Raw genomic sequence first — 23,398 nt, forward strand, 5'->3', positions numbered from 1 at the left:
CGCCAGATCCCTCGACCGGGGCCGGCTACCGGTCGGCCGCCCGCTCGGCGACCACCACCGAGATCCCGTCGAGGACGCGTTGCAGCCCGAACTCGAACGCGTACTCCGGGCCGTACGCGGCGCCGTGCTGCTGGCCGGCCGCGGTGCCGACCCGGGAGGCGGTCGGGTAGGCGTCGGCCGCCATGAACGTCTCCAGCCACGGCGCGTGCGACTGCCACCACTGGCCGTCGGTCATGCCCGTCTCGCGCTCCAGATCGACCACCTCGGAGGCGGCCCGCGCGGCGCTCTTCACGTGACCCAGCACGAGGGTGAGCACCGCGTCGACCTCGACGTCGGTGAGCCCGATGTCGACGATCGCGGCGAGCTCGTAGTCGTACTTCGCCATCAGGTGCGGGCCGAGCACCGGTCGGGTCGTCTCGGCCCGCAGCATCCAGGGATGCCGCTGGTAGAGCGCCAGGTTGTCGCGGGCGATCCGCTCCAGCCGGGTGCGCCAGTCGCCCTCGACGGCGGGGCGCGGCATCTCGCCGTACGCGGTGTCGATCATGACGGCGACGAGTTCGGCCTTGCCCGGCACGTAGGTGTAGACCGACATCGTGCCGACCCCCAACGCCTCACCGACCCGGCGCATGGTCAGCGCGTCAAGCCCTTCGGCGTCGGCGATGTCGATCGCGGCCCGGACGATCCGGTCGACGCTGAGCGCCGGACCGGCGCTGCGGCTGGTCGGCTCCCGGGTGCGCCAGAGAAGGGCCAGGCTGCGGGCCGGGTCCGCGGTCGCCTTGCGCTCGTTCGCCATGGTGCGGCCATCCTAACAACGCGGCCGTACGCTGTACGCCCGCGCGCCCGCGCCGGCCCCCGGGTGGTCGGCCCGAGGCGTGGGTCACAGCGCCTCGCGTTCGTCCGACAGCGTCGGGCCGGCGGCGGCGGGCACCAGGTGTCGGACCTCCGGCTCCCCGTCGGTCAGCTCCCGGGCCCGTTGCTCGGCCGCGCGGTCCTCACCTGTCAACCGGCCACCGTGCTGACGCAGGTGCTCGTCCCAGGAGGGCACCAGGTACACCTCGACGAACCGGTCCACCGTCTCGGCCGGACGGAACAGCCCCCAGCGCATCGCGCCGGTCCGCTGCCGTGCCCCACGCACCAGGTCCATCGCCGCCAGGAACCGTTGGGTCCGCTCCGGCCGGACCGTGTACTGCACCGTCACCAGCACCGGCCCCACTCCCGGGTCCGGCTCGTGCGCCAGGTGCAGTTGTGGCCAGTAGGCCGCCGGTTCCCGGTTCACCGACCGCAGGTCCGGCAACGGCCAGATCCGACTCGTCACGGTGCCGACAAACATCAGCACCGCCGCCGCCAGGTACGCCGGCGCCAGCCCGACCATGTCGGCCACCAATCCCCAGAGCAGCGCGCCGACCGCCTGCCCACCCGCGAAGCACACCTGGTAGACGGCCAGACCCCGGGCCCGTACCCAGCTCGGAAGGAAGAGCTGCATCTCGGCGTTGACGTTGGCCAGCACCGTCACCCAGGCCATTCCGGCGGGCAGCAGGGCGAGAAGCACCAGCGGCACCACCCGCACGGTGCCCACCACGGTCAGCGCCACGGTGAACAGCGCCCCGGCGATCAGCAGGAGCTGGTTGGCCGACAGCCGGGTGCGGATCACGGCCAGCAGCACGCCACCCGCGATGGCGCCCACGCCGAGGGCGGCCAGCAGCACCCCGTACCCGCCGGAGCCCAGCCCCAGCCGCCGGTTCGCGACCAACGGCAGCAACGCCCACAGCGCGCTGGCCGGGACCACGAAGACCAACGCACGGCGCAACAGCCGGCGTACGGTCGGCGAGTGGCGTACGTAGCGGCTGCCGGCGCGCAACGCGGCGGCGAACCGCTCGGGCACCTCGACCGCGCGGGCGTTGCCGGGCCGCCAGCGCCACAGCGCGTACGCGAAGACCCCGAAGGCGACGGCGTTGATGCCGAAGACCGGAGCGACGCCGGTACGGGCGATCAGCACGCCGGCCACCGCGGGCCCGACCGCCCTGGCCACGTTCACGCTTATCGAACCGAGTGCGGACGCCGACCGCAGCTGGTCCTGCGGCACCAGTTCCGGGATCACCGCCGCCCAGGCCGGCAGGGTCAGCGCCTGCCCGACCCCGAACGCGAAGGTGAGGGTGAGCAGCAGCGCCGGCGGCATCCGGCCGGTCAGGGTGAGCAGCGTCAACGCCACCGCCACCGCCACCAGGAACAGCTGCACGGCGATCAGCAGGTGCCGGCGGTCGAAGCTGTCGGCCAGCACCCCGGCGGGCAACGCCAGCAGCAGCACCGGCAGCAGACTGGCGGTCTGCACCAACGCGACAAGGGTCGAGGCGTTGGAGTGGTTGATCAGCAGCCACTGCGCGCCGACGGTCTGCATCCAGGTGCCGATGTTGGCGGCGAGCAGGGCCAGCCACAGGTTGCGGTAGACCGCCGTACGCAGCGGTGCCCAGGCCGAGGCCGGACGGTCGGCGGGTCCGGCTGCGGCCGTCACCACCGCCCGTCCGCGCGCAGCACGCGCTCACCGGAGACGTAGAGGTCGTCGGGTTCGAGCAGCAGCAGCCGGACGACCTCGGTGGCGACCTGTTCGGGCATGGCGTACACCTCGTCCAGGAACTCGGCGCCCACCCGTTCCTGCAGGCGCGTCGGCATCGGCCCGGGGTGCAGTTGCATCACCTTGACCCGGTTGCTGTGCTGGGCCTCGGCCAGCGAGTCGACCAGGCTGTTGCCGTAGCTCTTGGTGGCCCGGTAGACGGGAATGCCGGGCCGAGGGGCCGCCAGCGCCAGCGCGCCGATGTACACGACGTTCCCGTGGCCCTGCCGGTGCAGGTGCTGCACCGCCTCCCGCAACAGGTACGTGATGCCCAGGACGTTGATCTCCACGGCCCGGCGGATGTGCTCCACCGACAGGTCCCCGAGCTCGCCGCCCGCCCACATCGAGGCGCAGGCCGCCACCCCGTCGATCGTGCCGTAGCGCTCGACCACCTCGGCGAACCCGTCGCGGACCTGCTCGTAGGAGGAGATGTCGCAGACGGCGCCGTCGCAACCCAGCTCGTCGGTCACGGCGGCGACCTCGGCCGGCACGTTGCCGAACACCACGACGTGATGCTCGTCGAGGAGCAGTCGGGCCACCGCGAGTCCGAGACCGCTGGTCCCGCCGACCACCACGAAGGTTCTGGCACCCATGTCTCTCCAGCCGCCGCCAACACAGGTCACGCGGGCCGCGTGACGGCTCGTTCTTCCCGATTACCGACCCCGCACACCCGATCGCCGGTAGTGCTGGGCATACCCCGAAGAGTGGATCTGGACGGCTGGGGCGCCCGGTCGCCCGCGATTAGCGTCTGCTGCATGACCACGGAACACCCTTCGCACCTGGCCGAGGCGCTGCGCCGCCGCCGCTGGCTGATCTCCGCGTGGCCCTGGCGCGCGCTGGCCTACCTGGTGACCACCGTGCCGATCGCCGGTGTCCTCGGCGTCGGTCTGCTCGTCATCGGCGCGCCCCTGCTGGCCGCCGCCAACGGGCTGTTGCTGCACGACCGGCCGCCGGGCATCCCGCTCATGCTGTTCCTGGGGGTCGGCAGCCTCGCCCTGCTGGCGCTCGCGCCGATCGTGAGTTTCCCGGTCGCCGCCGTCGAACGGTGGCGGCTCGGGCTGGTGGACGGCCGGCCGCTGCCCGCGTCGCCGTGGCCGGGCCTGGCCGCCCGGTACCGAACCCTCGCCGGCTGGCGGGAGGTGGCGTACCTGTTCTGGCTGGGCGGGTTCACGCCGGTCGCGTACTGGGTGTTCCTGCTGCTGGTGTTGCTCGACCTCGGGATGATCACCAGCCCCTGGCTGGCCGGCGACGCCAACCAGCCGGTGGTGATCTGGCAGCCGATCGACAGCACCGGCGAGGCCATCCCGTACGCGATCGTGGGGGTGCTGCTGATCCCGGTGCTCTGCTACGCCACCGGTCTGCTCGCCGCCGTCCAGGCCGCCGTGGCCCGATGGGCACTGGCCTGGCCGATGGACGCGGCGGCGCTGCGCGAGGTCACCCGCTCCCGCACCCGACTGGTCGGCGCGTACGAGGCCGAACGCCGCCGCATCGAGCGCGACCTGCACGACGGCGCGCAGCCCCGGCTGACCAGCCTCACCCTGCAACTGGGGCTGGCCCGGCTGGACGTACCCGAGGACTCCCCCGCCTCCCGACCCCTCGCCGTGGCGCACGACCAGGCCCGGGGCCTGATGGTGATGCTGCGGCAGTTGGTGCACGGCATCCGCCCGCAGAGCCTCACCGACCTCGGTCTGGCCGGTGCCGTACGCGAGCTGGCCGACGCCGCCACCATCCCGGTCACCGTGCACGCCGACCCGTACGACGAGCTGCCGGAGATCGTGGAGACCACCGCCTACTTCGTGGTCTCCGAGGCGCTGGGCAACGTGGCCCGGCACGCCCGGGCGACCCGCGCCGACGTACGCCTCAGCCGGGCCGGCGGTGACCTCGTCGTCGAGGTGACCGACGACGGCCACGGCGGCGCCGACCCGGCCCGGGGCACCGGCCTGACCGGGCTCGCCGACCGGGTCGCCGCCGTGGACGGACGGCTGCTGCTGTCCAGCCCACCCGGCGGGCCTACCCTGGTCCGGGTGGAGCTGCCATGTCGTCGGTGACCCGCGTGGTGCTCGCCGAGGACGAGGTGCTGCTGCGGGAGGGCCTGGTCGCCCTGCTGACCCGCTTCGACTTCACGGTGTGCGCGGCGGTCGGCTCCGCGCCCGAACTGCTGGCGGCGGCTCGCGACCACCAACCGGACCTGGTGCTGACCGACATCCGGATGCCGCCGGGCCGTCGCGACGACGGGCTGCGCGCGGCCGTCGCGCTACGCGCCGAGCGACTTCACCTCCCGGTCGTGGTGCTCAGCCAGTACGTGCAGACCGGGTACGCGGCGGCGCTGCTGGACAGCGGTGACGGCCAACGGGTGGGCTACCTGCTCAAGGACCGGGTCGCCGAGGTCACCGAGTTCGTCGACACGCTGCGCCGGGTGGCTGGCGGCGGCACCGCCATCGACCCGGACGTGGTCCGGCAGCTGCTGCACCGCCCCCGCGACCCGCTCGCCGCGCTGTCCGCCCGCGAACGCGAGGTGTTGGCGCTGCTCGCGGAGGGCCGGTCCAACGCCTCGATCGCCGGCCGGCTGCACGTCAGCGAGGCGGCGGTCGGCAAGCACGTCGGCAACATCCTGCTGAAGCTCGACCTGCCACCCAGCGACGACACCAACCGTCGGGTGCTCGCGGTCCTCACCTACCTGCGCGCCGACCCGGTGAGCTGACGGGCCGCGATCCGGCCCGGCCGCCCCCGGCGTAGATTCTTTCCAGCGGTACCGACGCCAGGTCACGGCGCGGACCAGGGAGACGGGGGCACGGCATGGCGAAGGCGCTGCGGGTTGGTCTGCTGGGGTACGGGCTGGCGGGCCGGGTGTTCCACGCGCCGCTGATCGCCGCGACCCCGGGGCTGCGGCTCGACGCCATCGTGACCCGTGACCCGCAGCGGCGTGAGCAGGCAGGGCAGCACTTCCCGGACGCCCGCCTGGTCGACGACGCCGACGAGCTGTGGCGTACCCCGGACGCCCTGGACCTGGTCGTGGTGGCGACGCCGAACCGGCAGCACGTGCCGATGGCCCGCGCGGCGATCGCCGCCGGCCTGCCGGTCGTCGTCGACAAGCCCCTCTCCCCGACCGCCGCCGAGGGCCGCGTGCTGATCGACGAGGCGACCGAGCGTGGGGTGCCGCTGACGGTATTCCAGAACCGGCGCTGGGACGGCGACTTCCTGACCGTCCGCCGCCTGGTCGAGCAGGGCGAGTTGGGGCAGGTGCTGCGCTTCGAGTCCCGGTTCGAGCGGTTCCGTCCGACGATCAAGCCGGGCTGGCGGGAGCTTGCCGGTCCGGAGGAGGCCGGCGGCGCCCTCTTCGACCTCGGCGCCCACCTCGTCGACCAGGCGGTGCAGCTGTTCGGCCGGGTCGACCGCGTGTACGCGGAGGTGGACCGCCGCCGCGCGGGCGCGGCCGTCGACGACGACGCCTTCGTGGCGTTGACCCACGCCAACGGGGTCCACTCGCACCTGTGGATGGGTGCGGTGACCGCCCAACTGGGGCCGCGCCTGCGGGTGCTGGGCGACCGGGCCGGCTACACCAGCTACGGGCTGGACGTGCAGGAGGCGGCGCTGCACGACGGCGGCCGACCGGACCAGCCAGGCTGGGGCGAGGTCCCGCCGGACCGCTACGGCCTGCTCGGCGTCGACGGTGACCTGCGGCCGGTGCCGACCGAGCCCGGCGCCTACCAGAACTTCTACGCCCAGGTGGCGGCCGCGCTGCGCGACGGCGCCCCGCTGCCGGTGGACCCCCGGGACTCGGTGCACACCGTCGAGTTGATCGAGCTGGCACACCGGTCGGCGGCCGAGGGCGTGGTGCTGCCGGTCCCGAGCGCCTGACCGGGGCCTGACACCCGACCGGTCGGCACCTCCCGCCACCCGGGCCGCCGCGTACGCGAAAACCAGTGGAGCGGCGCCGCCGTGCGCCGTTACCGTGCTGCGCAACGTGGTCGTCTAGGCAAGGACGTGCCGTTGTACACCCTGTGAGACCTCCCGAGAGCTGATCTGTCGCGCGTCGCGCAGTTGCGCCGCGCTCCTTTTTGCTGCGGACTTCTCACTGAAAACCGGTGTACTTCTGTGCTCAAAAATTGGGCCGTCGTGCCCACCTGCCTGCCCATCATCAACCGCCGTTGCCACGCGTGCCCGTCCCAACGCCTTCGGGCGAGCGGGAAGTTCCGTGTCAACGCCAACCAGAAGCTCCTCGACGTCTGGCTTCTCGCGCTCTGCACCGAGTGCGGGGAGACGGCGAAGCTCACCGTCCTGGACCGGATGACGGTGCGCTCCATCCCACCCGAACTGCTGGACCGGCTCCATGCCAACGACCCGGGCCTGACCGCCGAACTGCTCCAGGATCCGGGCGTTCAGCACCGAAACCGGTTCGCCCTGGACTGGACCGACGCCTGGCGTCTCGACACCGGCGGATCGGAGCACCTGGACCTCGACGTGATCGACGTCGCGGTCCGCAACGCGGCGCGGATCCCGGTCCGGCCGACCCGACTGATCGCCGAGGGTTGCGGTCTGTCGCGGGGCGAGGTCGACCGACTGATCACGGAGGGGAAGGTCGTTTCGGCGTTCCGGTTGGGCGGCAAGCTCTCCGGCGACTTCACCTTCACCCTCAAGCGCTGACCGGCGCCAGGGCCTGTCCGGCATGACTGCCGGGCAGGCCCTGTTGGGCGGTCAGCACGTCGATCGACTCGGCTTCCGTGAAGTCGCGGTGTCAGACCGCCCCCGACCACCCGATGTCACGGAAGTCGAGTGGATCACGCGGTCCGGTTCGGGCGGGCCTGGTCGGCGTCCTGCTCGGAGCGCGCGTCGTCCGGCACCCGGGCGTCGTCGTCGGTCAGGGCGTCGTCGTCGGTCCGCGCCTCGTCCGACGATGTGGCGAAGTCGGCGAGCCGACGCTCCGCCTCCCGGACCTCCTCGTCGGGACCCTGGGACATGGGCGACCTCCCTCGGGCGCGACCGGCAGACCCACGCGTACCCGACCTGAGGGCAGAGACACGGAAGGTCTGCCGCTGTCTCTTGATCAAGTGATGAGAAGTAGCTGAATCCGCCTCCCGGGACCTATTTCTCATCACTTGACCACTTGATGATGAGCAGGCACGCATGCTGGATGCGCACTGGACCTGGGGTCTCGACAGGCCGTGGCGAGCCGGCGGCTGCCGTGAGTGCCAAGGGTGCGACAACTGCTCGCAACTGGATTGGGCGTTGGCCCTTCTGGCAGACGTAGCGTCCGTCATGCTGCAGAAGCGGTGACCTGTGGGCTGGACGCGGTCGGGGGGTGAACCGCTGAGCGCTGTCGGCGGACCGGGGTACCGAGCGCCGGGCCGGTCGGCGGGCGCGCCGGGCTGGAGCCCGGGAGCGTTGCCGACCCGGCCCGGTGCCGGATCAGCGCTGCTTCAGCTCACGCCAGGATGGGTGGGTCCCGCGCCAGGCGTCGGCGAGGATGGCCGCCGAGGCCCGGCTTGGGCACTGCTGCACCCGCTCACGACCCGACGCCCCACCGATCTGGGCGCGGACCTCCCAACCCTGCCCGTCAGTACGGATGTACACGTCCCGGCGCCCGCGCGGGGTCGTGTCTCCGTTCCACCAATGCTCCTCCACCTTCATTCGCCGACCGTATAGCAATTCCCGCGCCGAGGGTACGGCGCAGGTATGCCCGGACCGGGGCAAGGGCGACAATCCAGGCGCATTTCGGGCCAACCGTTGACGGTTCGAAACCATAACGGGCGGTTCTCCCGCCCCTGACTTGCGAATCAGGAACCCCACCCCCTCTGCCCCGCAACCCCACCCCGTTCCGTGTTGACCAAGAGGTTCGCGTCACGAATCGCGTTCCCGGTGACGCGAACCTCTTGATCAACGCGAGAAGGGCGGGGGCGGTCAGCCCTGGGTGGTCAGCAGGTAGTCGTCGGCTTCGGGGCTCCAGCGCAGGTCCAGGACGCCGGCGGTGGCGGCGGCCTTGCAGAACTGCAGGAAGCTGCGATAGCCGAGCTTCTTCTCGCTGAAGTCCGGGCGGGCCCGGCGGACCTGGTTCTTCAACCCGGACAACGCCACCGGGTTACCGCCGCTGCCCAGGTCCGCCACGACACCCCGGAGCAGGCCGAACGCCACCTCCCGGTCGCCGTGCTCGGGCAGCGAGACCTCGGGGTCACCCTTCGCCGGGCCCTCGGCCAACTCGATCACGTTGCGCTCGGCGAGGTGGCGCAGCAGCTCGCCGAAGGTGCGGAAGCCGTAGTCGGACTCGCTGAAGGTCGGGTCCTTGCGCAGCAGGGTGCGCTTGAGCCGGGAGGCGGTGACCTCACCGTTGGCGCTGCCCTGCAACCCGGCGACCGACTGGGCGACCAGCACGGCGAGGGCATCGACGTCGCGGCCGGGCTCCTCCCCCGCCGGCCGGCGGTCCACCTCCGGCTCGTGCTCCCGCTCCGGCTCCGGCTCCGGTGGGCGCTGCTCCGCGCCGGCCTGCCGGGTGCTGGGACGAGCGCGCCGGCCACGGGCCGGCGGGATGTCCACGCCCTCCAGCCGGTCGTAGTAGAGGAACTCGTCGCAGGCCGGGGGAAGCAGCCCCGAGGTGGACCCCTCGACCCCGACGCCGATGACCCGCTTGTTCAGCTCGCGCAGCTTGTGCACCAGCGGGGTGAAGTCGCTGTCACCGCTACAGATGACGAAGGTGGAGATGTAGTCGCGTTCGAACGCCAACTCGATGGCGTCGACGGCCATCTTGATGTCGGCGGCGTTCTTGCGGGACGCGCCCATCCGTTGCGGGATCTCGATCAGCTCGACGTGGGACCGGGTGAGCATCCGGCGGTCCTCGTCGAAGTAGGACCAGTCGGCGTACGCCCGACGGACCACCACCCGACCTCGTTCGGCCAGCGCGTCGGCGATGGGCCGGAAGTCGAAGGCCGCGCCGCCGCGATGGTCGCGCGCGCCCAACGCGAGGTTCTCGTAGTCGAGGAAGAGGGCGATCCGGTCTTCTTGATCCACGCGGACCAGCCTACGCCCGGCGTGAGCTGGTCGGGGCGGGCGACGCGCGACACCTCAACTCGACGACCGTCCATTTCTTGCGGCCTGATAGTCGTTTATTTTCGTTGTTCGATAGTCGTCTTGCAGTGCCATGTCCGGTGCTGCATCATGGCGATCAATGTCGGGCGTCGGGGGAGCGCCGGGCGGACCTCCACCACCACCCACCCAGGAGGGTCACCGATGTTTCGCAGCCTCATGCCGGCGCGGGGACGCCCCGGCCGGCGAAGCGGCACCGCCGTCGCACTCGCGGCCGGTCTCACCGTGCTGGTCGCCGCGCCCACCGTGGCCGCCGCCAGCCCACCCGCGTCAGCTGGCGCGCAGCCGGTGGTCACCCGGGCCGCCCTCGATCCGGCGCTGGTCGCCGGACGTGGCGCGGACGTCGACTTCCTCGAGCAGGAAGCGGAGAACGCCCGTACCAGCGGCGAGATCATCGGGCCCGACCGGTCCGCCTACACGCTGCCCGCGGAGGCTTCCGGCCGCCGGGCGGTCCGGCTCACCCCCGGGGAGTACGTGGAGTTCGTCCTGCCCAGCGCGGCGAACGGGATCACCGTGCGGTACAGCATCCCGGACGCCCCGCAGGGTGGCGGGATCACCGCCCCGCTGCGGGTCGCGGTCAACGGCAAGCACCTGCGCACCATGACGCTCACCTCGCAGTACTCGTGGCTCTACAACCAGTACCCGTTCACGAACGACCCGCAGGCCGGGCTGCTGCACCCGGACTGGTGGATCACCGAGTGCCAGTGCGTGCCGTCGGCCACCACGCCGTACCCGAGCATCGACAAGCCGTTCCGGCCCACCCACTTCTACGACGAGCAGCGGCTGCTGCTCGGGCGCACCTACCGGGCCGGCGACAAGGTCCGGCTCACCGCGCCGCCCGGTAGCGCCGCCGCCTGGACCGTCATCGACCTGCTCGACTCCGAGCTGGTCGCGCCGCCGCACGTCCGGCTGCTCGCGGCGAACGTGCTCGCCTTCGGCGCCGACCCCACCGGCCGGCGGGACTCCGCCGACGCGCTGGACCGGGCCATCGCCTTCGCTCGGCGCGCCCACCTCACGGTCTACATCCCGCCGGGCACCTACCAGGTCAACCGGCACATCATCGTCGACGACGTGACCATCGAGGGCGCCGGCAACTGGTACACCATCATCAAGGGCCGTGAGGTCGCCCTGCCGACCCCCGCGCCGGACGGCTCGGTGCACACCGGGGTCGGGTTCTACGGTCGGGACGCCGCCGACGGCGGCAGCCGCAACGTGCACCTCTCCGGCTTCGCCATCGAGGGCGACGTGCGGGAGCGCATCGACACCGACCAGGTCAACGCGGTCGGTGGGGCGATGAGCGACTCCACCATCGACGGGCTCTACGTGCACCACACCAAGGCGGGCCTGTGGTTCGACGGCCCGATGCGCAACGTGCGGGTCACCAACAACGTCATCGTCGACCAGATCGCCGACGCGCTCAACTTCCACACCGGCGTGACCGACTCCCTCGTGTCGCACAACTTCGTCCGCAACACCGGCGACGACGGCCTGGCGATGTGGTCGGAGAAGACGGCCAACGCGCGGAACACGTTCGACCACAACACCGTGCAGTCACCGACCCTGGCCAACGGCATCGCCATCTACGGCGGCACCGACACCACCGTCTCGCACAACCTGGTCGCCGACCCGGTCCGCGAGGGCAGCGGCCTGCACGCCGGGGCCCGCTTCGGCGCCGAGCCGTTCACCGGGCACCTGCGGTTCACCAACAACACCACCGCCCGTGCCGGCACGTACGAGCTGAACTGGAACATCGGGCTGGGCGCGATCTGGGTCTTCGCCCTGGATCGCAGCATCGAGGCGCCCATCGAGGTGACCGGCGACGCGTACCTGGACAACACGTACAACGCGATCATGCTGGTCAGCGACTGGCCGGTGAAGGACCTCTACTCCATCTCCGACGTGCGGTTCCGGGACGTTCGGGTCGACGGCACCGGCACCTCGGTGGTCAGCGCCCGCGCGGCCGGGTCCGCCTCGTTCGCCAACGTGGACGCCCGCAACGTGGGAGCGGTAGGCGTCAACAACTGCGGTTCGTTCCACTTCACCCCGGCCGGTTCGGAGTTCACCCTGACCGACCTCGGTGGCAACGACGGCGGGTGGCTCGCGCCGTGGCTGCTGCCCAACACCATCACCTGCGACGACCGGCCCCCCGTGTCGCCGCCCCCGCCTCCGGCGCAGTGGTGACGGCGGTGGGCGGCCCGAGCAGTCGGGCCGCCCACCGCACACCCAGCTCAGCGCGTCCTGGCGTACGCCAGCGGCACGGTCGTCGGCTGACCGTCCCACCTGCCACTCAGGGTGCCCCCGGCCGACCTGGCGAACCCGGCCCCCGGCCGGCGTACGACGACCAGCTCGACGGTGTCGGTGTCGATGAGCGTGCGGTCCTCGTCGACCACCCGGCGCACCGCGCCGACGGCCGGTACCGGGGCGTCGGCGGCGGTGTCGACGACGACCGTCACCGTCGGCTCCCGCACCTCGCGTCGGCCGTCGACCTCGAAGTACTGCTCCGCCTGGCCGCTGCCGGTGAGGATGGCGTGGGCGAGCGCGGCGGCGTACACCGGGTCGACGCAGCCGTCGTACACCCAGCGTCGGCCGAGCACCGAGTGCTCGGTGGTGCCGACCAGCCAGCTCTCCGCACCGTCGAGGGGCGCGGCACGGTAGGTGAGCGGAACATGGTGGACCGGCCCGTCGGCGGCAGCGACAAGCATCGTCTCGATGCCGACCTCGCCGGCCGGGTCGTCGAAGCGGTAGGCGCCCCGGCTCACCACCTCGACGCCGGCCGGTCCGGCGAACCACTGTCGCTCGGGCAGCCAGGTCGCGAGCAGGTCCAACTTCGTGGGGCGCAGGGTCGCCTTGTGCAGCAGTGCCATGCCGGCAGCCTAGTCAGAGGCCCGCGCAGGGTTGCCCGCCGATCGTGCAGCTCTCCGGTTCCCGGGCCTTCGGCCGGCTGTCGCGGACGTCGAAGCTGATCGTCCGGGATCCGCCGGCCGCCACGGCGGCGCCGGTGAAGGTGATCGCCCGTCCGTCCTGCCGCCAGTTCGCGCCGTCGACGTCGTCGACGGTGGTGCCCTCGGCGAGGGTGACCACCACGGCCCAGTCCGCCACCGGTGCGCCGCCGGGGTTGCCGACCACGATCTCGCCGGTGTAGCCGAACAGGCGGCTGGAGTCGGTCTCGTAGCGGGCCACCATGGGCGCCGGCGGCGGGGGTGGCGCGGCCGACACGGGCGTCCGCGAGGGCTTCGCCGACGGGGTCCGGCTCGGGCGGGTGGTGGCCGACGCGGTGGTCCGCGTGGGGCGCGTCGAGGGGGTCGCGGTGGGCGTGGCGGTGGTCCGGCCGGCCGTCACGGTCGGCGACGCGGTGGCTGTCGGCGCCGGCGCGGCGGCCGGCTTCGAGTCGGGCGGCAACGTCACCCATGCCGCCGTCCCCGCCACCAGCACGGCCCCGGCGACCACGGCCACCAGCGTGCGACGCCGACGAGGGTTACGGCCGGCCCCGCCGCCTACGCCGATCAGCGGCAGTTCCGTGGTCATCCCACCGTCGGCGCGGCGCAGGTCGACCTGCTGGAAGGCGATCCAGTCGAGGATGGCCGGCAGCCGGACGGTCAACGCCTGCCGCAGCTGTTGCTCGCGCGACTCGTGCTGCTCAACCGACCACGCGCCGTGCGTGCTGACCTCCCGTAGCTCCAGCCGGCAGCCCTGCTTCGTGGCGGTGACCGTGCAGGTCAGCTCGCTGAGCCGGCCGGCCTCGTCGCAGGCCAGCACGAGCAGGTCCGGCTCCTGCCGTTCGGTCACCTCGACCTCGACGTCGGCCTCGAAGCCGGGCAGGCCGCCCGTGTGCAGCAGCATCCGGTCCGGTACGCCCTCGACCATCTCGGCCTCGGCGAACCACCGGCCGAGCAACTCCCGATCGGTCAGGGCGCGCCAGACCCGCTCAGCCGGGTGGGACAGCTCGACCTGCGCACCGATCTCGATCACGGCGAGACTCTAACGGGTTGCCCGCCCGGCCTGTCCCACCCGCCCGAGCCTGTTGCCGGCGTCTTGCTCAGCCCCAGCGGCTGGACCGCTCGGCCACTGTGGCCAGCGCGGCCCGGGCGTCGGCACTCATCTCGGCGACCACCTGCGCCGCCGGCAGGTCCCGAGCCAGCGGGTGCGCCTGCCCGGCCCACAGGTTTGCCACCGACGCGTCTTCGTCCCGCCGGGCGGCGGCGAGCAGCGGACGCGTCAGGTGCAGCACCTGGGGGTAACCGCGCGGTGCCACCGCGTCGTGCTGGCGCAGGAAGTCGTTGGCCACGGCACGGGCCCGCTTACCGGTGTACGACCGGGTCAACGCGGTAGGCGTGGCACTGGCCACCGCCGCCCGGTGCATCGGCGAGCTGCCCGCCTCCGGGCAGCGCAGGAAGGCCGTGCCGAGTTGCGCGGCGGCGGCGCCGGCAACCAGCACGGCGGCCACCGAAGGGCCGTCGACGAGGCCACCCGCGGCCACCAGCGGCCGGTCACAGCGGGCGGCGGTCAGCCGCAACAGCGGCAGCAGCCCGTAGTCGTCGTCGTCCGGTAGCCCGCCACGATGCCCACCGGCCTCGGTGCCCTGCACCACCACCGCGTCCACGCCCAGGTCGGCGGCGGCGGTCGCGGCGTCCGGGCGGGTGACGGTGGCCCACACCTCGGTGCCCCGCTCGCGCAGGGCGGTCACCGCCGCCCGGTCGGGCAGCCCGAACACGAAGGACACCACCGGGACCGGGTCCGCGAGCAGCGCGGCCAGCTTCTCCGGGTACGCGTCGTCGCCGCCCACCGGCTCGCCCAGGCTCACCCCGCGCCGCGCGGCCTGCGGGCCGAGCCATTCGGCGTACGCCCGGATGGCGGCCTCGTCGACGCCGCCGGGATCGGGCAGGAAGAGGTTGACACCGAACGGCCGATCGGTACGCGCGCGGACCTCGGCGACGTCGGCGACCAGCCGGCCGGTGTCGATCATCCCGGCGGCGAGGAATCCCAGCCCACCCGCTGCGGACACGGCGGCCACCAGCGCGGGCGTGGACGGGCCGCCGGCCATCGGGGCGGCGATGATCGGGTGGCGCAACGTGGACAGGACGGACATCCTCCCATCCTGCCGCAGGCGCGGTCCGCTCACCGGCGGGCGGTGTGTCTCCACCGCAGCACGCCGGCCAGCCCGATCAGGACCAGCAGTGTCCCGGCGCCGACCGCCAGCGGCCAGGTCCGCCCACCCGCGCCACCGACCTGCCCGGCGGCCGGACGGACCGGCGTGGACGCCACCGGGTCGACGGACTCCGTCGGGGTCGCGGAGGTGGCCGTGGTGGCCGTGGCCGGGTAGCGCAGGATGGTCGAGCGGGTGCCGGCTGGTTGACCGGCGGACTCGGAGACGGTGAGCAACGAGCGGCCGTCTCGGCTGTAGGTGATCGACTCGCCCTGGGGCTCGTCCGGCAACGGGGTGGTCCGCGGGGTGCCGGTGGTCAACGCGCGGACCACGTCGCCGTCGGGCACGTCGTACTCGAAGGCGTCGGCGTAGCTGCGCAGCACCACCCGCCGTCCGTCCGGTGCGTTCGCCGCGCCGGTGACCACCCCGCGCCCCAGGAACGAGAACGGGTTACTGGTGGTGGTCGACGGCAGGGTCAGCTGGCCGAGCGCGGTCAGCGGCGTCGTCGCGTCCGGCCGCAGCGCGGTGGCCGGCGCGTACAGGAAGACGGTGCCACTTCCGCCCTTGGTGACGATCAGCGGCCGACCGGACGCGTCGAGCAGCAGCGCCTCGGCGTCGTGCGGACGGTCCGGATAGCTCATCCGGTGCAGCACCGGCTGCTTCGCCCCCGGCGTGAGCCGCCACACGCCGACCGTCGGCCGGGAGCGGTCGTTGTCGCCGATGTCGGCGACCCAGATGGTGCCGTCCCGGCCGATGGCCAGGTCCTCGGTGTCGCGGGGCTGGGACGGGAAGGAGACGGTTCGCACCACCGCGCAGCGCTGGTTGAGGAAGAAGATCCGACGGCGGGCCTCGTCGTCGGCGCCGTCGTTGATCACCACGTACCCGTCGTCGGTGGCGACCATGCCGGAGATCTCGCGCAGCCGGTCGTCGCGCACCTGGCAGACGGGCTTCCCCGCCGCCGCGCCCGCCGTGGCGGCGCCCGGCGCCAGCGCCACTGCCGACGGCACCACGCAGCCCAGCAACGCGGTCAGCACCGCCCCCGCACGAGCACGCCGCCCCCAGGTCAACCGTCCGCGTACCCGCATCGTCCACCCTCCTCGTCGCGGCCGTGACCGGCCACCCGCCCATCCTGGCCGATCGCGGCCAACCGGCGGCGGTCATCGGGGGGACGCGCCCGGGCCCCCGGTCGATGTACTGTCGCTCGGCCCGATTCTGGAGCTGGAGGGTGACCATGTCCGAGAGCGACACCAGGCCGGCCGACCCGTTCGGACGGCGGCTGCCGCGCCGCCTCGGCCGCCCCGCCGGGGGCGCCGCCGTGGTGTGGGTGCCGCTCGTAGCGGTCATCTGTGGCCTCTTCACCGGCGCGTTGTCCAGCCGGGCCGCCTGGGAGACGTCCCGACCGCAACCCGACCGGGCCGAGGCCAGCGCCGTCCTGACCGAGGTCTTTCCCGGCCACGACCTCGACGAGATCGACACCCCGCCGGCGCTCTTCGTCGTCTACGGGCACGCGCTGCGCCTGGGCACCGTCAAGACCCTGCTGTTCGGTGACGGCGGCGAGTATCAGGAGGGCGCCACCGGCGCCACCGCCCTCGGCGCGCCACCGGTGCCCGCCGAGCAGATCGTCACGGTGGCCCGGGAGCGCCTGACCGGTGCCGGCTGGCGGGTGTACGACCCTGAGGTGTCCGGGGGCGTCAGCTGCGCGGACAAGATGTGCGCCACCCCGCGGGCGATCACCACCACCGCGCTGACCGCCCGCCGTGGCGACACCATCCTGAACGCCTCGATCTCCTCGCAGACCGCCGTCGACGCCTCCTACCTCTCGGTCGAGCTGCACCGCGCGCCGCCGCCCCTGGTGGTCCCCGCCGGAGTGCTCGGCACGGTGCTGGGCGCGGTGGCCGGTTGGGTGGTCTTCGGCTGGGCCAGCCGACGCACCGAGGGACGCCGTCGACGCGGCACGGTGAACGTCCTGGCCGGGGTGGCCACGGTGCTGTGGTGGCTGCCGGTGTCGCTGGCCGCACCGCAGCTGCTGTACCACCACCTCGGCGAGCCACACCCGGCCTGGCACCCGTACTGGGAGTGGTTGGGCCAACCGGCGGCCTCACTGCTCTTCGTGGTCGGCGCGGTGTGCGTGCTGCTGGCGCTGGGGCTGGCCGCCGGAGCCCGCCGGAGCCCCACACCCGAGACGACAGCCGACTGACCGCCGTCGGACCGGTCCCGGCCCGCCCCGGGCCGGTCCCGCTGGGGTACGACGTGGACCGGCCCTGGGCGTTCGCTAGCGGACGGACCAGCGCTGGGCGCCGCTGCCGTTGCACGTCCCGAGCTGCGTGGTCGTGCCGTTGGCCGTGCCGGCCGACGTCACGCTCACGCACTTGCCGGCGGAGGTGAGCACGATCGTGCCGTCGGTGCGGAACGTGAAGCGCTGCGCGGCGGTGCCGTTGCAGGTCCAGATCTGCACCCTCGTGCCGTCGGCACTGGCCCCGCCGTTCACGTCCAGGCACCGATCGCCGTAGACCCGCAGCTCACCGGCGGCGGTGCGGGTCCAGCGCTGGTTGGTGCCCCCGTGGCAGTCCCAGATGATCGTGGCGGCGCCGGCGGTGGTGCTGGCGCCGTTCACGTCCAGGCAACGCCCGGAGGCCGGGTTGACCAGACCGACGGCGGTGCCCACCGGCGGTCCGCCCGCCGGAACGAGGCTGCCGGGCACCGACTGCAGCGCGGCGTACCAGCGGGCCGCCATCTTGTCGTACCCGCCGGCGTTGGGGTGGACGCCGTCGGCGAGGTCGGCGGTGGTGAGCGCGGCGTGCATGTCGACCAGGTGCACCTGGCTGCCCTTCTGCGCCACGATCCCGGGAATCGCCGCGTTGTACGCCTGCACCCGGGCCTCCAGGTTCGGGTCGGACTCCGGGGTGATGGTGGCGACGAAGACATCCGCGCCCGGAGCCGTCGACCTGATCTTGTCGATGAGACCGGAGAGCCGGGCCGGAGCGCTGGCGAGGTTGTAGTTCTGGTTCACGTCGTTGGTCCCGATGTGCAGCAGCACCGTACGCGGGTCGGTGGCCCGCAGCCAGGTGACGATGTTCGCGTCGAGCTGGTCGATGCGCCAGCCGGAGTGGCCCTCGTGGTCGTGGTCACCGAGGCTGGCCGGCCCGTTGAACCCCGAGCCGACGAAGTCGACTGTGTAGCCACCGGCGGCCAGCCGCTGCCACAGGTTGATCCGGTACCCACCGGGCACGTTGAACCCGTCGGTGATCGAGTCGCCGAGTGGCATCACGCGTACGCCACCGTTCGACTCGGCCTGGGCGGGTGCGACCTGGGCCAGCGCCAGCACGGCGCCGAAGACGAGCCCGAAGGCCCCGGCGGCGGCCCGTCGTGCGTTCCATCGCATGGTTGATCCCTCTCCTCGACTGTCGTCCGGGACCGTCGGTGGTACGCCGTCCGCCGAAAACGACGTCCACAACCGGACACATTCATTGATGATGGGCGATGGATCGAGTGCGCTGGACCGATTCCGGCACGGACGCGAGCCGAACGCCGTGCTGTCTGCGCCGAGCGGTCCCGATTTGGCGGGCCTCGGCGTCCACCAGGGACCGTCGAGGGTTACCTGTCGGTCCGCAGACCGGTACGGTCCGAGATGTCCACGGTCGCGGCAGACCCGGACGACGGCGCCCCCGTCGGGCCCGCCGCCCGGCACCGCCAGGCCGACCGGCACAGGGAAGGGACGCAGGGTGCGGATCAGAGCGGGGTTGTGCGTCGCGGCGCTCGTCGCGGCGGGACTGACGGTCGCCACACCGGCCGCCGCCACACCGGCCGCCGCCCGGGTGGCCGGCGCCACAGTGGTGCCGATCCAGGTCACCGGTGACCCGGCGACCCGGTTCAACCTGGTGCTGCTGGGCGACGGCTACACCGAGGCCGACCAGCCCACCTTCCGAGCACACGTGGACCGGCACCTCAACACCCTGTGGACGATCGAGCCGTTCAAGTCCTACCGCAGCTACTTCAACGTCTACGCCGTCGAGATCGTCTCAGCGGAGTCCGGGGTGGACTGCGACCCCGGCCTGTCCGCGCCGCAACGTGACACCGCGCTGGGCATGGGCTTCTGGGGTGGTTGCAACCCGGCGAGCGTGCAACGCCTGCTCACTGTCGACGGCACCGCCGCGAACGCGTACGCCGACCTGGCCGTCGGCACCAACCCCGGCAACCGGCAGCTGATCGCGCTCGCCAACAGCGGCACCTACGGTGGGGCCGGCGGCAGCAACGCCACCGCCTCCGGCGGCAACGCGCTCTCCGCGCTGATCAGCCCGCACGAGTTGGGGCACTCCCTCGGTGGCCTGCAGGACGAGTACGACTACTACGGCCGCGGGGTGCCCGGCGACACCTACAGCGGGCCGGAACCCGACTCGGTGCACCACACCGTGCTGACCGAGCGGCAGATGCGCGACACCCGGGCCAAGTGGTGGCGCTGGCTGGGTGAGCCGAGCGAGGCGGGCGGGACGATCGGCCGCTACGAGGGCGGCCTGTACCTCCAGCGCGGGGTGTGGCGACCGAGCCGACACTCGATGATGAAGTCGTTGGGCTTCTACTTCGACCAGGTCGGCCGGGAGCGGATGACCGAGCGGATCGCCGCCCGGGTCGGCATCGTGCAGGGTGGCACGGCCACCGGTGCGGCGGTCGGCGCGGACCGTCTGCTCTGGGTGGACACCCTGCACCCGGTGAGCCACGCGCTGACCGTGACGTGGTCGGTGGACGGCAGGGCGGTGCCGCGCACCGGCAACGCCCGCCACCTGGACCTGCGGAAACTACGGCTCTCCCCCGGCCGGCACACGGTGACCGCAACGGTGACCGACCCGACGGAATTCGTCCGCGACCCGGCGGTCCGCAACTCACCCGCGCTGACCCAGACCCGCACGTGGACCGTGGACACCGCGCTGCGTACCCCCGCGGTGGAGTCGCCGGTCGCGATCACCGCGTCCACCGCGACCGACCGGCCGGTCGGTGCGCACGACGTGGTGTACGTGCGGACCAGCCAGCCCACCGACCGGGCGCCGCGGGTGCGCTGGACGCTCGACGGCCGGCCGGTGGCCGACACGGGCACCGACCGGGACGTGGACCTGGGCGCTCTGCGCCTGTCGCGGGGCACCCACCGGCTGACCGCCCGGGTCAGCGACCCGGGCACCGGGAAGTCGGTGACCCGCACCTGGACGGTCGACGCGACGCGGCCCGAGGTGGCGTACGCGCTCTCCGAGCCGCTGCTCACCGTCACCCGGCCCGGTCGACCCACCGAGTACGTGTACAACGGCCCGTTCACCATGGGGCTGACCGGCACCGACGACGGCGCCGGCCAGGTCACCTCGGAGTTCCGGCTCGACGGCGACGGGTGGCACAACTACTACGGCTGGCCCACCGACGCCCGGTCGCCGTTCCTGTTCACCGCCACCGGCACCGACGTGGACGGCCTGGTCTACGGCAACCTCGGCTCGGGCGGCCTGTCCGTGTCCCCGTTCGCCGAGCGGTCCCCCGGCTACGGCCGGCACAGCATCGAGTACCGGGGCATCGACGCCGTCGGCAACATCGGGCCGGCCCGCACGTTCGTGGCCACGCTGATCCCGCCACCACCGGCCTGTACCACAGTGGTCACCGGCCGACACGCCGGCCCGCTGACCGTCACCGCCGGTGTCACCTGCCTGCGCGCGGCCACCGTGACCGGCCCGGTCACCGTCGCGCCCGGCGCCGCCCTGGTCGCCCAGGGCTCCTCGATCGCCGGAAACCTGGTGGCCTCCCGCGCTGCCGCCGTCGAGTTGCTGGACACCGAGGTACGCGGCGCGGTGGCGCTGACCGGCACCACCGACCACGTCACGGTGGTGGGAGCGCGGGTGGCCGGGCGGCTGGCGCTGACCGGTACCGCATCGGCGCCCATCCTGGCCGGCGGCCAGGTGGGCGCGCTGGCCTGCTCGGGCGGCCCGGCCCCGGTCGACCTGGGGGCACCCACCACGGTGCGAAACCCGACCCCGGGCACCTGCCGCCGCGCCATGCCACCGACGACATGACGCCAGATCCTGACCGGCGTGGCGGCCTGAGTACGGCGGTGGCGGGTAGGCAGCGGCCCGGCGGCATGTCGACACCCGCCGGGTGGGAGGCTCCGATGAGCACGTACCGGGACGAACAGGGCGGCACGTTCCCTCCGCCGGAGGCGGACGCCCTTGAGCAACGACAGGAGGCGTTCGACGTCGGGCCGCCGGACCGGGTGTCGGGTGACGTGGACCCGGAGGCGACCGAGGCCGACCTGGCCGAGCAGGGTGCCCTCCCGGCGGGCACGCTCGAAGAGGTCACGTCGCTGCCGGCTGACGCCAACCCGGCGGACGCCCTCGAACAGCGCCAGGAGATCCCGACTCGCGACGAGGGGCGCCGCACCTGACCACAGCCACTCCCGCCGGCCCGGCCACCCACGCCGGGCCCCCGGGCGGACATGGCCCCGAAAGGGTTATGCCTGTGAGTCATATTGATGACTCACAGGCATAACGCTCGTGGAGGTGCCCAACAGCCGGCAGCGCTGACTAGCAGGCCCAGCCCTCGACGCTGACCAGCCGGCTCAACCGGCAGCGCCGACCTGCCGGCTCAGCCGGCGACGACCTGCCAGAGGAGGAACGCGTTGAGCGCGACCACCAGCACGGCCACCAGGGACGCGGCGGCGGTGGTGAGCGGGTGGTTGACGAGGTTGCCCATCAGGTCGCGCCGGCGGGTGAAGGCCACCACCGGGATCAGCGCGAACGGAATGCCGAAGCTGAGGATGACCTGGGACAGCACGAGCGCCCGGGTCGGGTCGAGGCCGATGCCGAGTACGGCCAGCGCGGGCAGCAGGGTGACCAGCCGCCGCAGCAGCAGCGGAACCCGTCGCCGCAGGAAGCCCTGCATGATCACCTCTCCGGCGTAGGTGCCGACGCTCGTGGAGGCGAGCCCCGAGACCAGCAGCGCGACGGCGAACCCGAACGCGGCGGCGGTCCCGATGGTCTGGCCGAGGCCGGCGTGCACCCCTTCCAGGCTGTCGGCACCACCCGGACCACCGCCCCGGAAGCTGGCCGCGGCGATCAGCAGCATGGCGAGGTTGACCGCGCCGGCCGCACTCAGGGCGAGCAGCACGTCGGTGCGCTGACCGCGGAACAGGATCCGGCGCTCGGCGTCGTCGGCGGCGGGAATTCGGTCGCGGGTGAGCGCCGAGTGCACGTAGATGACGTGCGGCATGACGGTCGCACCGAGGATGCCGGCGGCCAGCAGCACGCTGTCCGTGCCCTGCAGGCGCGGCACCAGACCGGCCACGGCCGAGCCGGGATCGGATCCGGAGGCGAGCAGGGTGGCGGCGAAGGCCAGCACGATCACCCCGAGCAGAACGGCGATGGCGACCTCGAAGGCGCGGTACCCGCGCGAGCGCAACGCGAGCACGGCGAACGCGGCCGCGCCGATGATGAGCCCGCCGGGCAGCAGGGGGATGCCGAAGAGCAGGTACAGGGCGACCGCACCACCGATCACCTCGGCCAGGTCGGTGGCCATGGCGACCAACTCGGCCTGCACCCACATGACCCGGTTCACCGGCCGGGGTAGGCGCTCCCGGCACAGCTCGGGCAGGCTGCGCCCGGTGGCCAGGCCCAGCTTCGCGGTGAGCGTCTGCACCAACATCGCCATCAGGTTGGCCACCACCACGACCCAGACCAGCAGGTAGCCGTAGCGGGCACCGGCGGCGGAGTTGGTGGCGAAGTTGCCGGGGTCGACGTAGGCGACGGCGGCGACGAACGCCGGGCCGAGCAGGATCAACCGCCCGCGTACGCGGCCCCTGGCGCGAGCGGCCTGCAGCGGAGTCGCCCTTGACGTCGTCAGTTCGTTGGTGACCATCGAACACCTCCCCCTTCCACGCGGATCGCTGCCGTTCCCTTCCCCTCGGGTTGACCCGTCGGTGCCAACCGCTGGCCTGCCGGTGCCACCAGGGCCGACCCACCGCGCCGCCGGCAGGACACGGCGCGCCGGACGGACCTCGCCGGACGGACCGCGGCGCGCCGAACCGGACGCGCCGGGCGGGCGCAGAACCTGCCGCGCCGGACTTGACAGCCGGTGGGTCACCGATGAAGCTGTCTATTAGTCCTACTGTCGTAGGACAACAGGAAGGATCATCGGGAGTGATCGAGTTCGTACTGGACAGCCGGTCGAAGGTGAACACCTACATGCAGCTCGTGCAGCAGGTGAAACAGGCGCTGCGAGTGGGTCTGCTGACACCGGGCGACCAGTTGCCGAAGGTCCGGGACGTCGCGCAATCCCTGGCGATCAACCCGAACACGGTGCTGAAGGCGTACCGGGAGTTGGAGATCGAGGGTCTGGTCGGCGGCCGACCCGGGGTGGGCACCTTCGTCCAGCGCACCCTGGCCGGCGCGTCCCTGCCGAATCAGGCGGAGCTGCGCGACGACCTGGTCGCCTGGCTACACCGGGCGCAAGCCGCCGGCCTCACGGCCGAGGACGTCATCGCCCTGGTGGAGACGACGCTGCGCGCCACCCTCACCGACGACGCCCCACAGAAGGAGCCCGCGTGAGCGGAA

21 protein-coding genes are annotated in these 23,398 nt (G+C 72.8%); 9 read left to right on the forward strand and 12 right to left on the reverse strand.

The window, feature by feature from the left end; all coding sequences use genetic code 11:
- Positions 1 to 25: 25 nt before the first annotated feature.
- The 3 genes from ACFYL6_RS30890 to ACFYL6_RS30900 form a co-directional block, all read right to left on the reverse strand.
- The gene (locus tag ACFYL6_RS30890; protein ID WP_387176714.1) at positions 26 to 793 is read right to left on the reverse strand and encodes a TetR/AcrR family transcriptional regulator; all 768 of its coding nucleotides are present in this window, start codon (positions 791 to 793) and stop codon (positions 26 to 28) included.
- Between the two features lie 84 nt (positions 794 to 877).
- Entirely contained in the window at positions 878 to 2,509 is a 1,632-nt protein-coding gene (locus ACFYL6_RS30895) for an MFS transporter (protein WP_387176716.1), read from the reverse strand.
- Positions 2,506 to 3,201 carry an SDR family NAD(P)-dependent oxidoreductase gene (locus ACFYL6_RS30900; protein ID WP_387176718.1) on the reverse strand — a complete coding sequence of 232 codons (696 nt, stop codon included), beginning with the start codon at positions 3,199 to 3,201 and terminating at the stop codon, positions 2,506 to 2,508. Before ACFYL6_RS30900 ends, ACFYL6_RS30895 begins: the two co-directional genes overlap by 4 nt.
- 162 nt (positions 3,202 to 3,363) lie before the next feature.
- On the opposite strand from ACFYL6_RS30900, the gene ACFYL6_RS30905 reads away from it, so the two are divergent.
- The 4 genes from ACFYL6_RS30905 to ACFYL6_RS30920 all read left to right on the forward strand — a co-directional run bounded on the left by ACFYL6_RS30905 (position 3,364) and on the right by ACFYL6_RS30920 (position 7,252).
- Positions 3,364 to 4,656, forward strand: a complete 1,293-nt coding sequence (locus ACFYL6_RS30905; protein WP_387176719.1) for a sensor domain-containing protein — start codon at positions 3,364 to 3,366, stop codon at positions 4,654 to 4,656.
- Positions 4,644 to 5,309 carry a response regulator gene (locus tag ACFYL6_RS30910; RefSeq protein ID WP_387176721.1) on the forward strand — a complete coding sequence of 222 codons (666 nt, stop codon included), beginning with the start codon at positions 4,644 to 4,646 and terminating at the stop codon, positions 5,307 to 5,309. The genes ACFYL6_RS30905 and ACFYL6_RS30910 overlap by 13 nt, the downstream gene beginning before the upstream one ends.
- Before the next feature lie 95 nt (positions 5,310 to 5,404).
- Entirely contained in the window at positions 5,405 to 6,466 is a 1,062-nt protein-coding gene (locus tag ACFYL6_RS30915; RefSeq protein ID WP_387176723.1) for a Gfo/Idh/MocA family oxidoreductase, read from the forward strand.
- Positions 6,467 to 6,703: 237 nt separating this feature from the next.
- On the forward strand, positions 6,704 to 7,252 hold the full coding sequence (locus tag ACFYL6_RS30920) for a DUF1062 domain-containing protein (protein ID WP_387176725.1): 549 nt from the start codon (positions 6,704 to 6,706) through the stop codon (positions 7,250 to 7,252).
- A 134-nt stretch (positions 7,253 to 7,386) separates the two neighbouring features.
- On the opposite strand, the gene ACFYL6_RS30925 is transcribed toward ACFYL6_RS30920, so the two are convergent.
- From ACFYL6_RS30925 to ACFYL6_RS30935, 3 genes are all read right to left on the reverse strand, one after another.
- Positions 7,387 to 7,566, reverse strand: a complete 180-nt coding sequence (locus ACFYL6_RS30925; protein ID WP_387176727.1) for a hypothetical protein — start codon at positions 7,564 to 7,566, stop codon at positions 7,387 to 7,389.
- A 448-nt stretch (positions 7,567 to 8,014) separates the two neighbouring features.
- Positions 8,015 to 8,236 carry a hypothetical protein gene (locus ACFYL6_RS30930; protein WP_030335934.1) on the reverse strand — a complete coding sequence of 74 codons (222 nt, stop codon included), beginning with the start codon at positions 8,234 to 8,236 and terminating at the stop codon, positions 8,015 to 8,017.
- Between the two features lie 270 nt (positions 8,237 to 8,506).
- Complete coding sequence (locus ACFYL6_RS30935; RefSeq protein ID WP_387176729.1) at positions 8,507 to 9,607, reverse strand: NYN domain-containing protein; 1,101 nt, start codon at positions 9,605 to 9,607, stop codon at positions 8,507 to 8,509.
- A gap of 219 nt (positions 9,608 to 9,826) precedes the next feature.
- On the opposite strand from ACFYL6_RS30935, the gene ACFYL6_RS30940 reads away from it, so the two are divergent.
- Positions 9,827 to 11,863: a glycosyl hydrolase family 28-related protein gene (locus tag ACFYL6_RS30940; protein WP_387176731.1), complete on the forward strand. Its 2,037-nt coding sequence runs from the start codon at positions 9,827 to 9,829 to the stop codon at positions 11,861 to 11,863.
- A gap of 47 nt (positions 11,864 to 11,910) precedes the next feature.
- Here the strand turns inward: ACFYL6_RS30940 and ACFYL6_RS30945 are convergent, their stop codons facing one another.
- The 4 genes from ACFYL6_RS30945 to ACFYL6_RS30960 all read right to left on the reverse strand — a co-directional run bounded on the left by ACFYL6_RS30945 (position 11,911) and on the right by ACFYL6_RS30960 (position 15,910).
- Complete coding sequence (locus tag ACFYL6_RS30945; protein WP_387176733.1) at positions 11,911 to 12,546, reverse strand: hypothetical protein; 636 nt, start codon at positions 12,544 to 12,546, stop codon at positions 11,911 to 11,913.
- Between the two features lie 13 nt (positions 12,547 to 12,559).
- On the reverse strand, positions 12,560 to 13,651 hold the full coding sequence (locus tag ACFYL6_RS30950) for an SRPBCC domain-containing protein (RefSeq protein ID WP_387176735.1): 1,092 nt from the start codon (positions 13,649 to 13,651) through the stop codon (positions 12,560 to 12,562).
- Between the two features lie 67 nt (positions 13,652 to 13,718).
- On the reverse strand, positions 13,719 to 14,768 hold the full coding sequence (locus ACFYL6_RS30955; protein ID WP_387176737.1) for an NAD(P)H-dependent flavin oxidoreductase: 1,050 nt from the start codon (positions 14,766 to 14,768) through the stop codon (positions 13,719 to 13,721).
- Positions 14,769 to 14,797: 29 nt separating this feature from the next.
- The gene (locus tag ACFYL6_RS30960; RefSeq protein ID WP_387176739.1) at positions 14,798 to 15,910 is read right to left on the reverse strand and encodes a hypothetical protein; all 1,113 of its coding nucleotides are present in this window, start codon (positions 15,908 to 15,910) and stop codon (positions 14,798 to 14,800) included.
- A 146-nt stretch (positions 15,911 to 16,056) separates the two neighbouring features.
- On the opposite strand from ACFYL6_RS30960, the gene ACFYL6_RS30965 reads away from it, so the two are divergent.
- Positions 16,057 to 17,022 (forward strand): hypothetical protein, encoded by a 966-nt coding sequence (locus tag ACFYL6_RS30965; RefSeq protein ID WP_387176741.1) that lies wholly within the window; start codon positions 16,057 to 16,059, stop codon positions 17,020 to 17,022.
- Positions 17,023 to 17,097: 75 nt separating this feature from the next.
- On the opposite strand, the gene ACFYL6_RS30970 is transcribed toward ACFYL6_RS30965, so the two are convergent.
- The gene (locus ACFYL6_RS30970; RefSeq protein ID WP_387176742.1) at positions 17,098 to 18,207 is read right to left on the reverse strand and encodes a ricin-type beta-trefoil lectin domain protein; all 1,110 of its coding nucleotides are present in this window, start codon (positions 18,205 to 18,207) and stop codon (positions 17,098 to 17,100) included.
- A gap of 340 nt (positions 18,208 to 18,547) precedes the next feature.
- Here ACFYL6_RS30970 and ACFYL6_RS30975 point away from each other — a divergent pair, with 340 nt between their 5' ends.
- Positions 18,548 to 20,866: a M64 family metallopeptidase gene (locus ACFYL6_RS30975; protein WP_387176744.1), complete on the forward strand. Its 2,319-nt coding sequence runs from the start codon at positions 18,548 to 18,550 to the stop codon at positions 20,864 to 20,866.
- 95 nt (positions 20,867 to 20,961) lie between these two features.
- Entirely contained in the window at positions 20,962 to 21,234 is a 273-nt protein-coding gene (locus ACFYL6_RS30980) for a hypothetical protein (protein ID WP_387176746.1), read from the forward strand.
- Between the two features lie 200 nt (positions 21,235 to 21,434).
- Here the strand turns inward: ACFYL6_RS30980 and ACFYL6_RS30985 are convergent, their stop codons facing one another.
- Complete coding sequence (locus tag ACFYL6_RS30985; RefSeq protein WP_387176748.1) at positions 21,435 to 22,703, reverse strand: Nramp family divalent metal transporter; 1,269 nt, start codon at positions 22,701 to 22,703, stop codon at positions 21,435 to 21,437.
- Between the two features lie 281 nt (positions 22,704 to 22,984).
- On the opposite strand from ACFYL6_RS30985, the gene ACFYL6_RS30990 reads away from it, so the two are divergent.
- Positions 22,985 to 23,392, forward strand: a complete 408-nt coding sequence (locus ACFYL6_RS30990) for a GntR family transcriptional regulator (RefSeq protein ID WP_124774133.1) — start codon at positions 22,985 to 22,987, stop codon at positions 23,390 to 23,392.
- The last annotated feature ends 6 nt before the right edge of the window (positions 23,393 to 23,398 follow it).

Origin of the sequence: Micromonospora sp. NPDC007208 (assembly GCF_042869175.1) — a bacterium.
GTDB lineage: Bacteria > Actinomycetota > Actinomycetes > Mycobacteriales > Micromonosporaceae > Micromonospora > Micromonospora foliorum.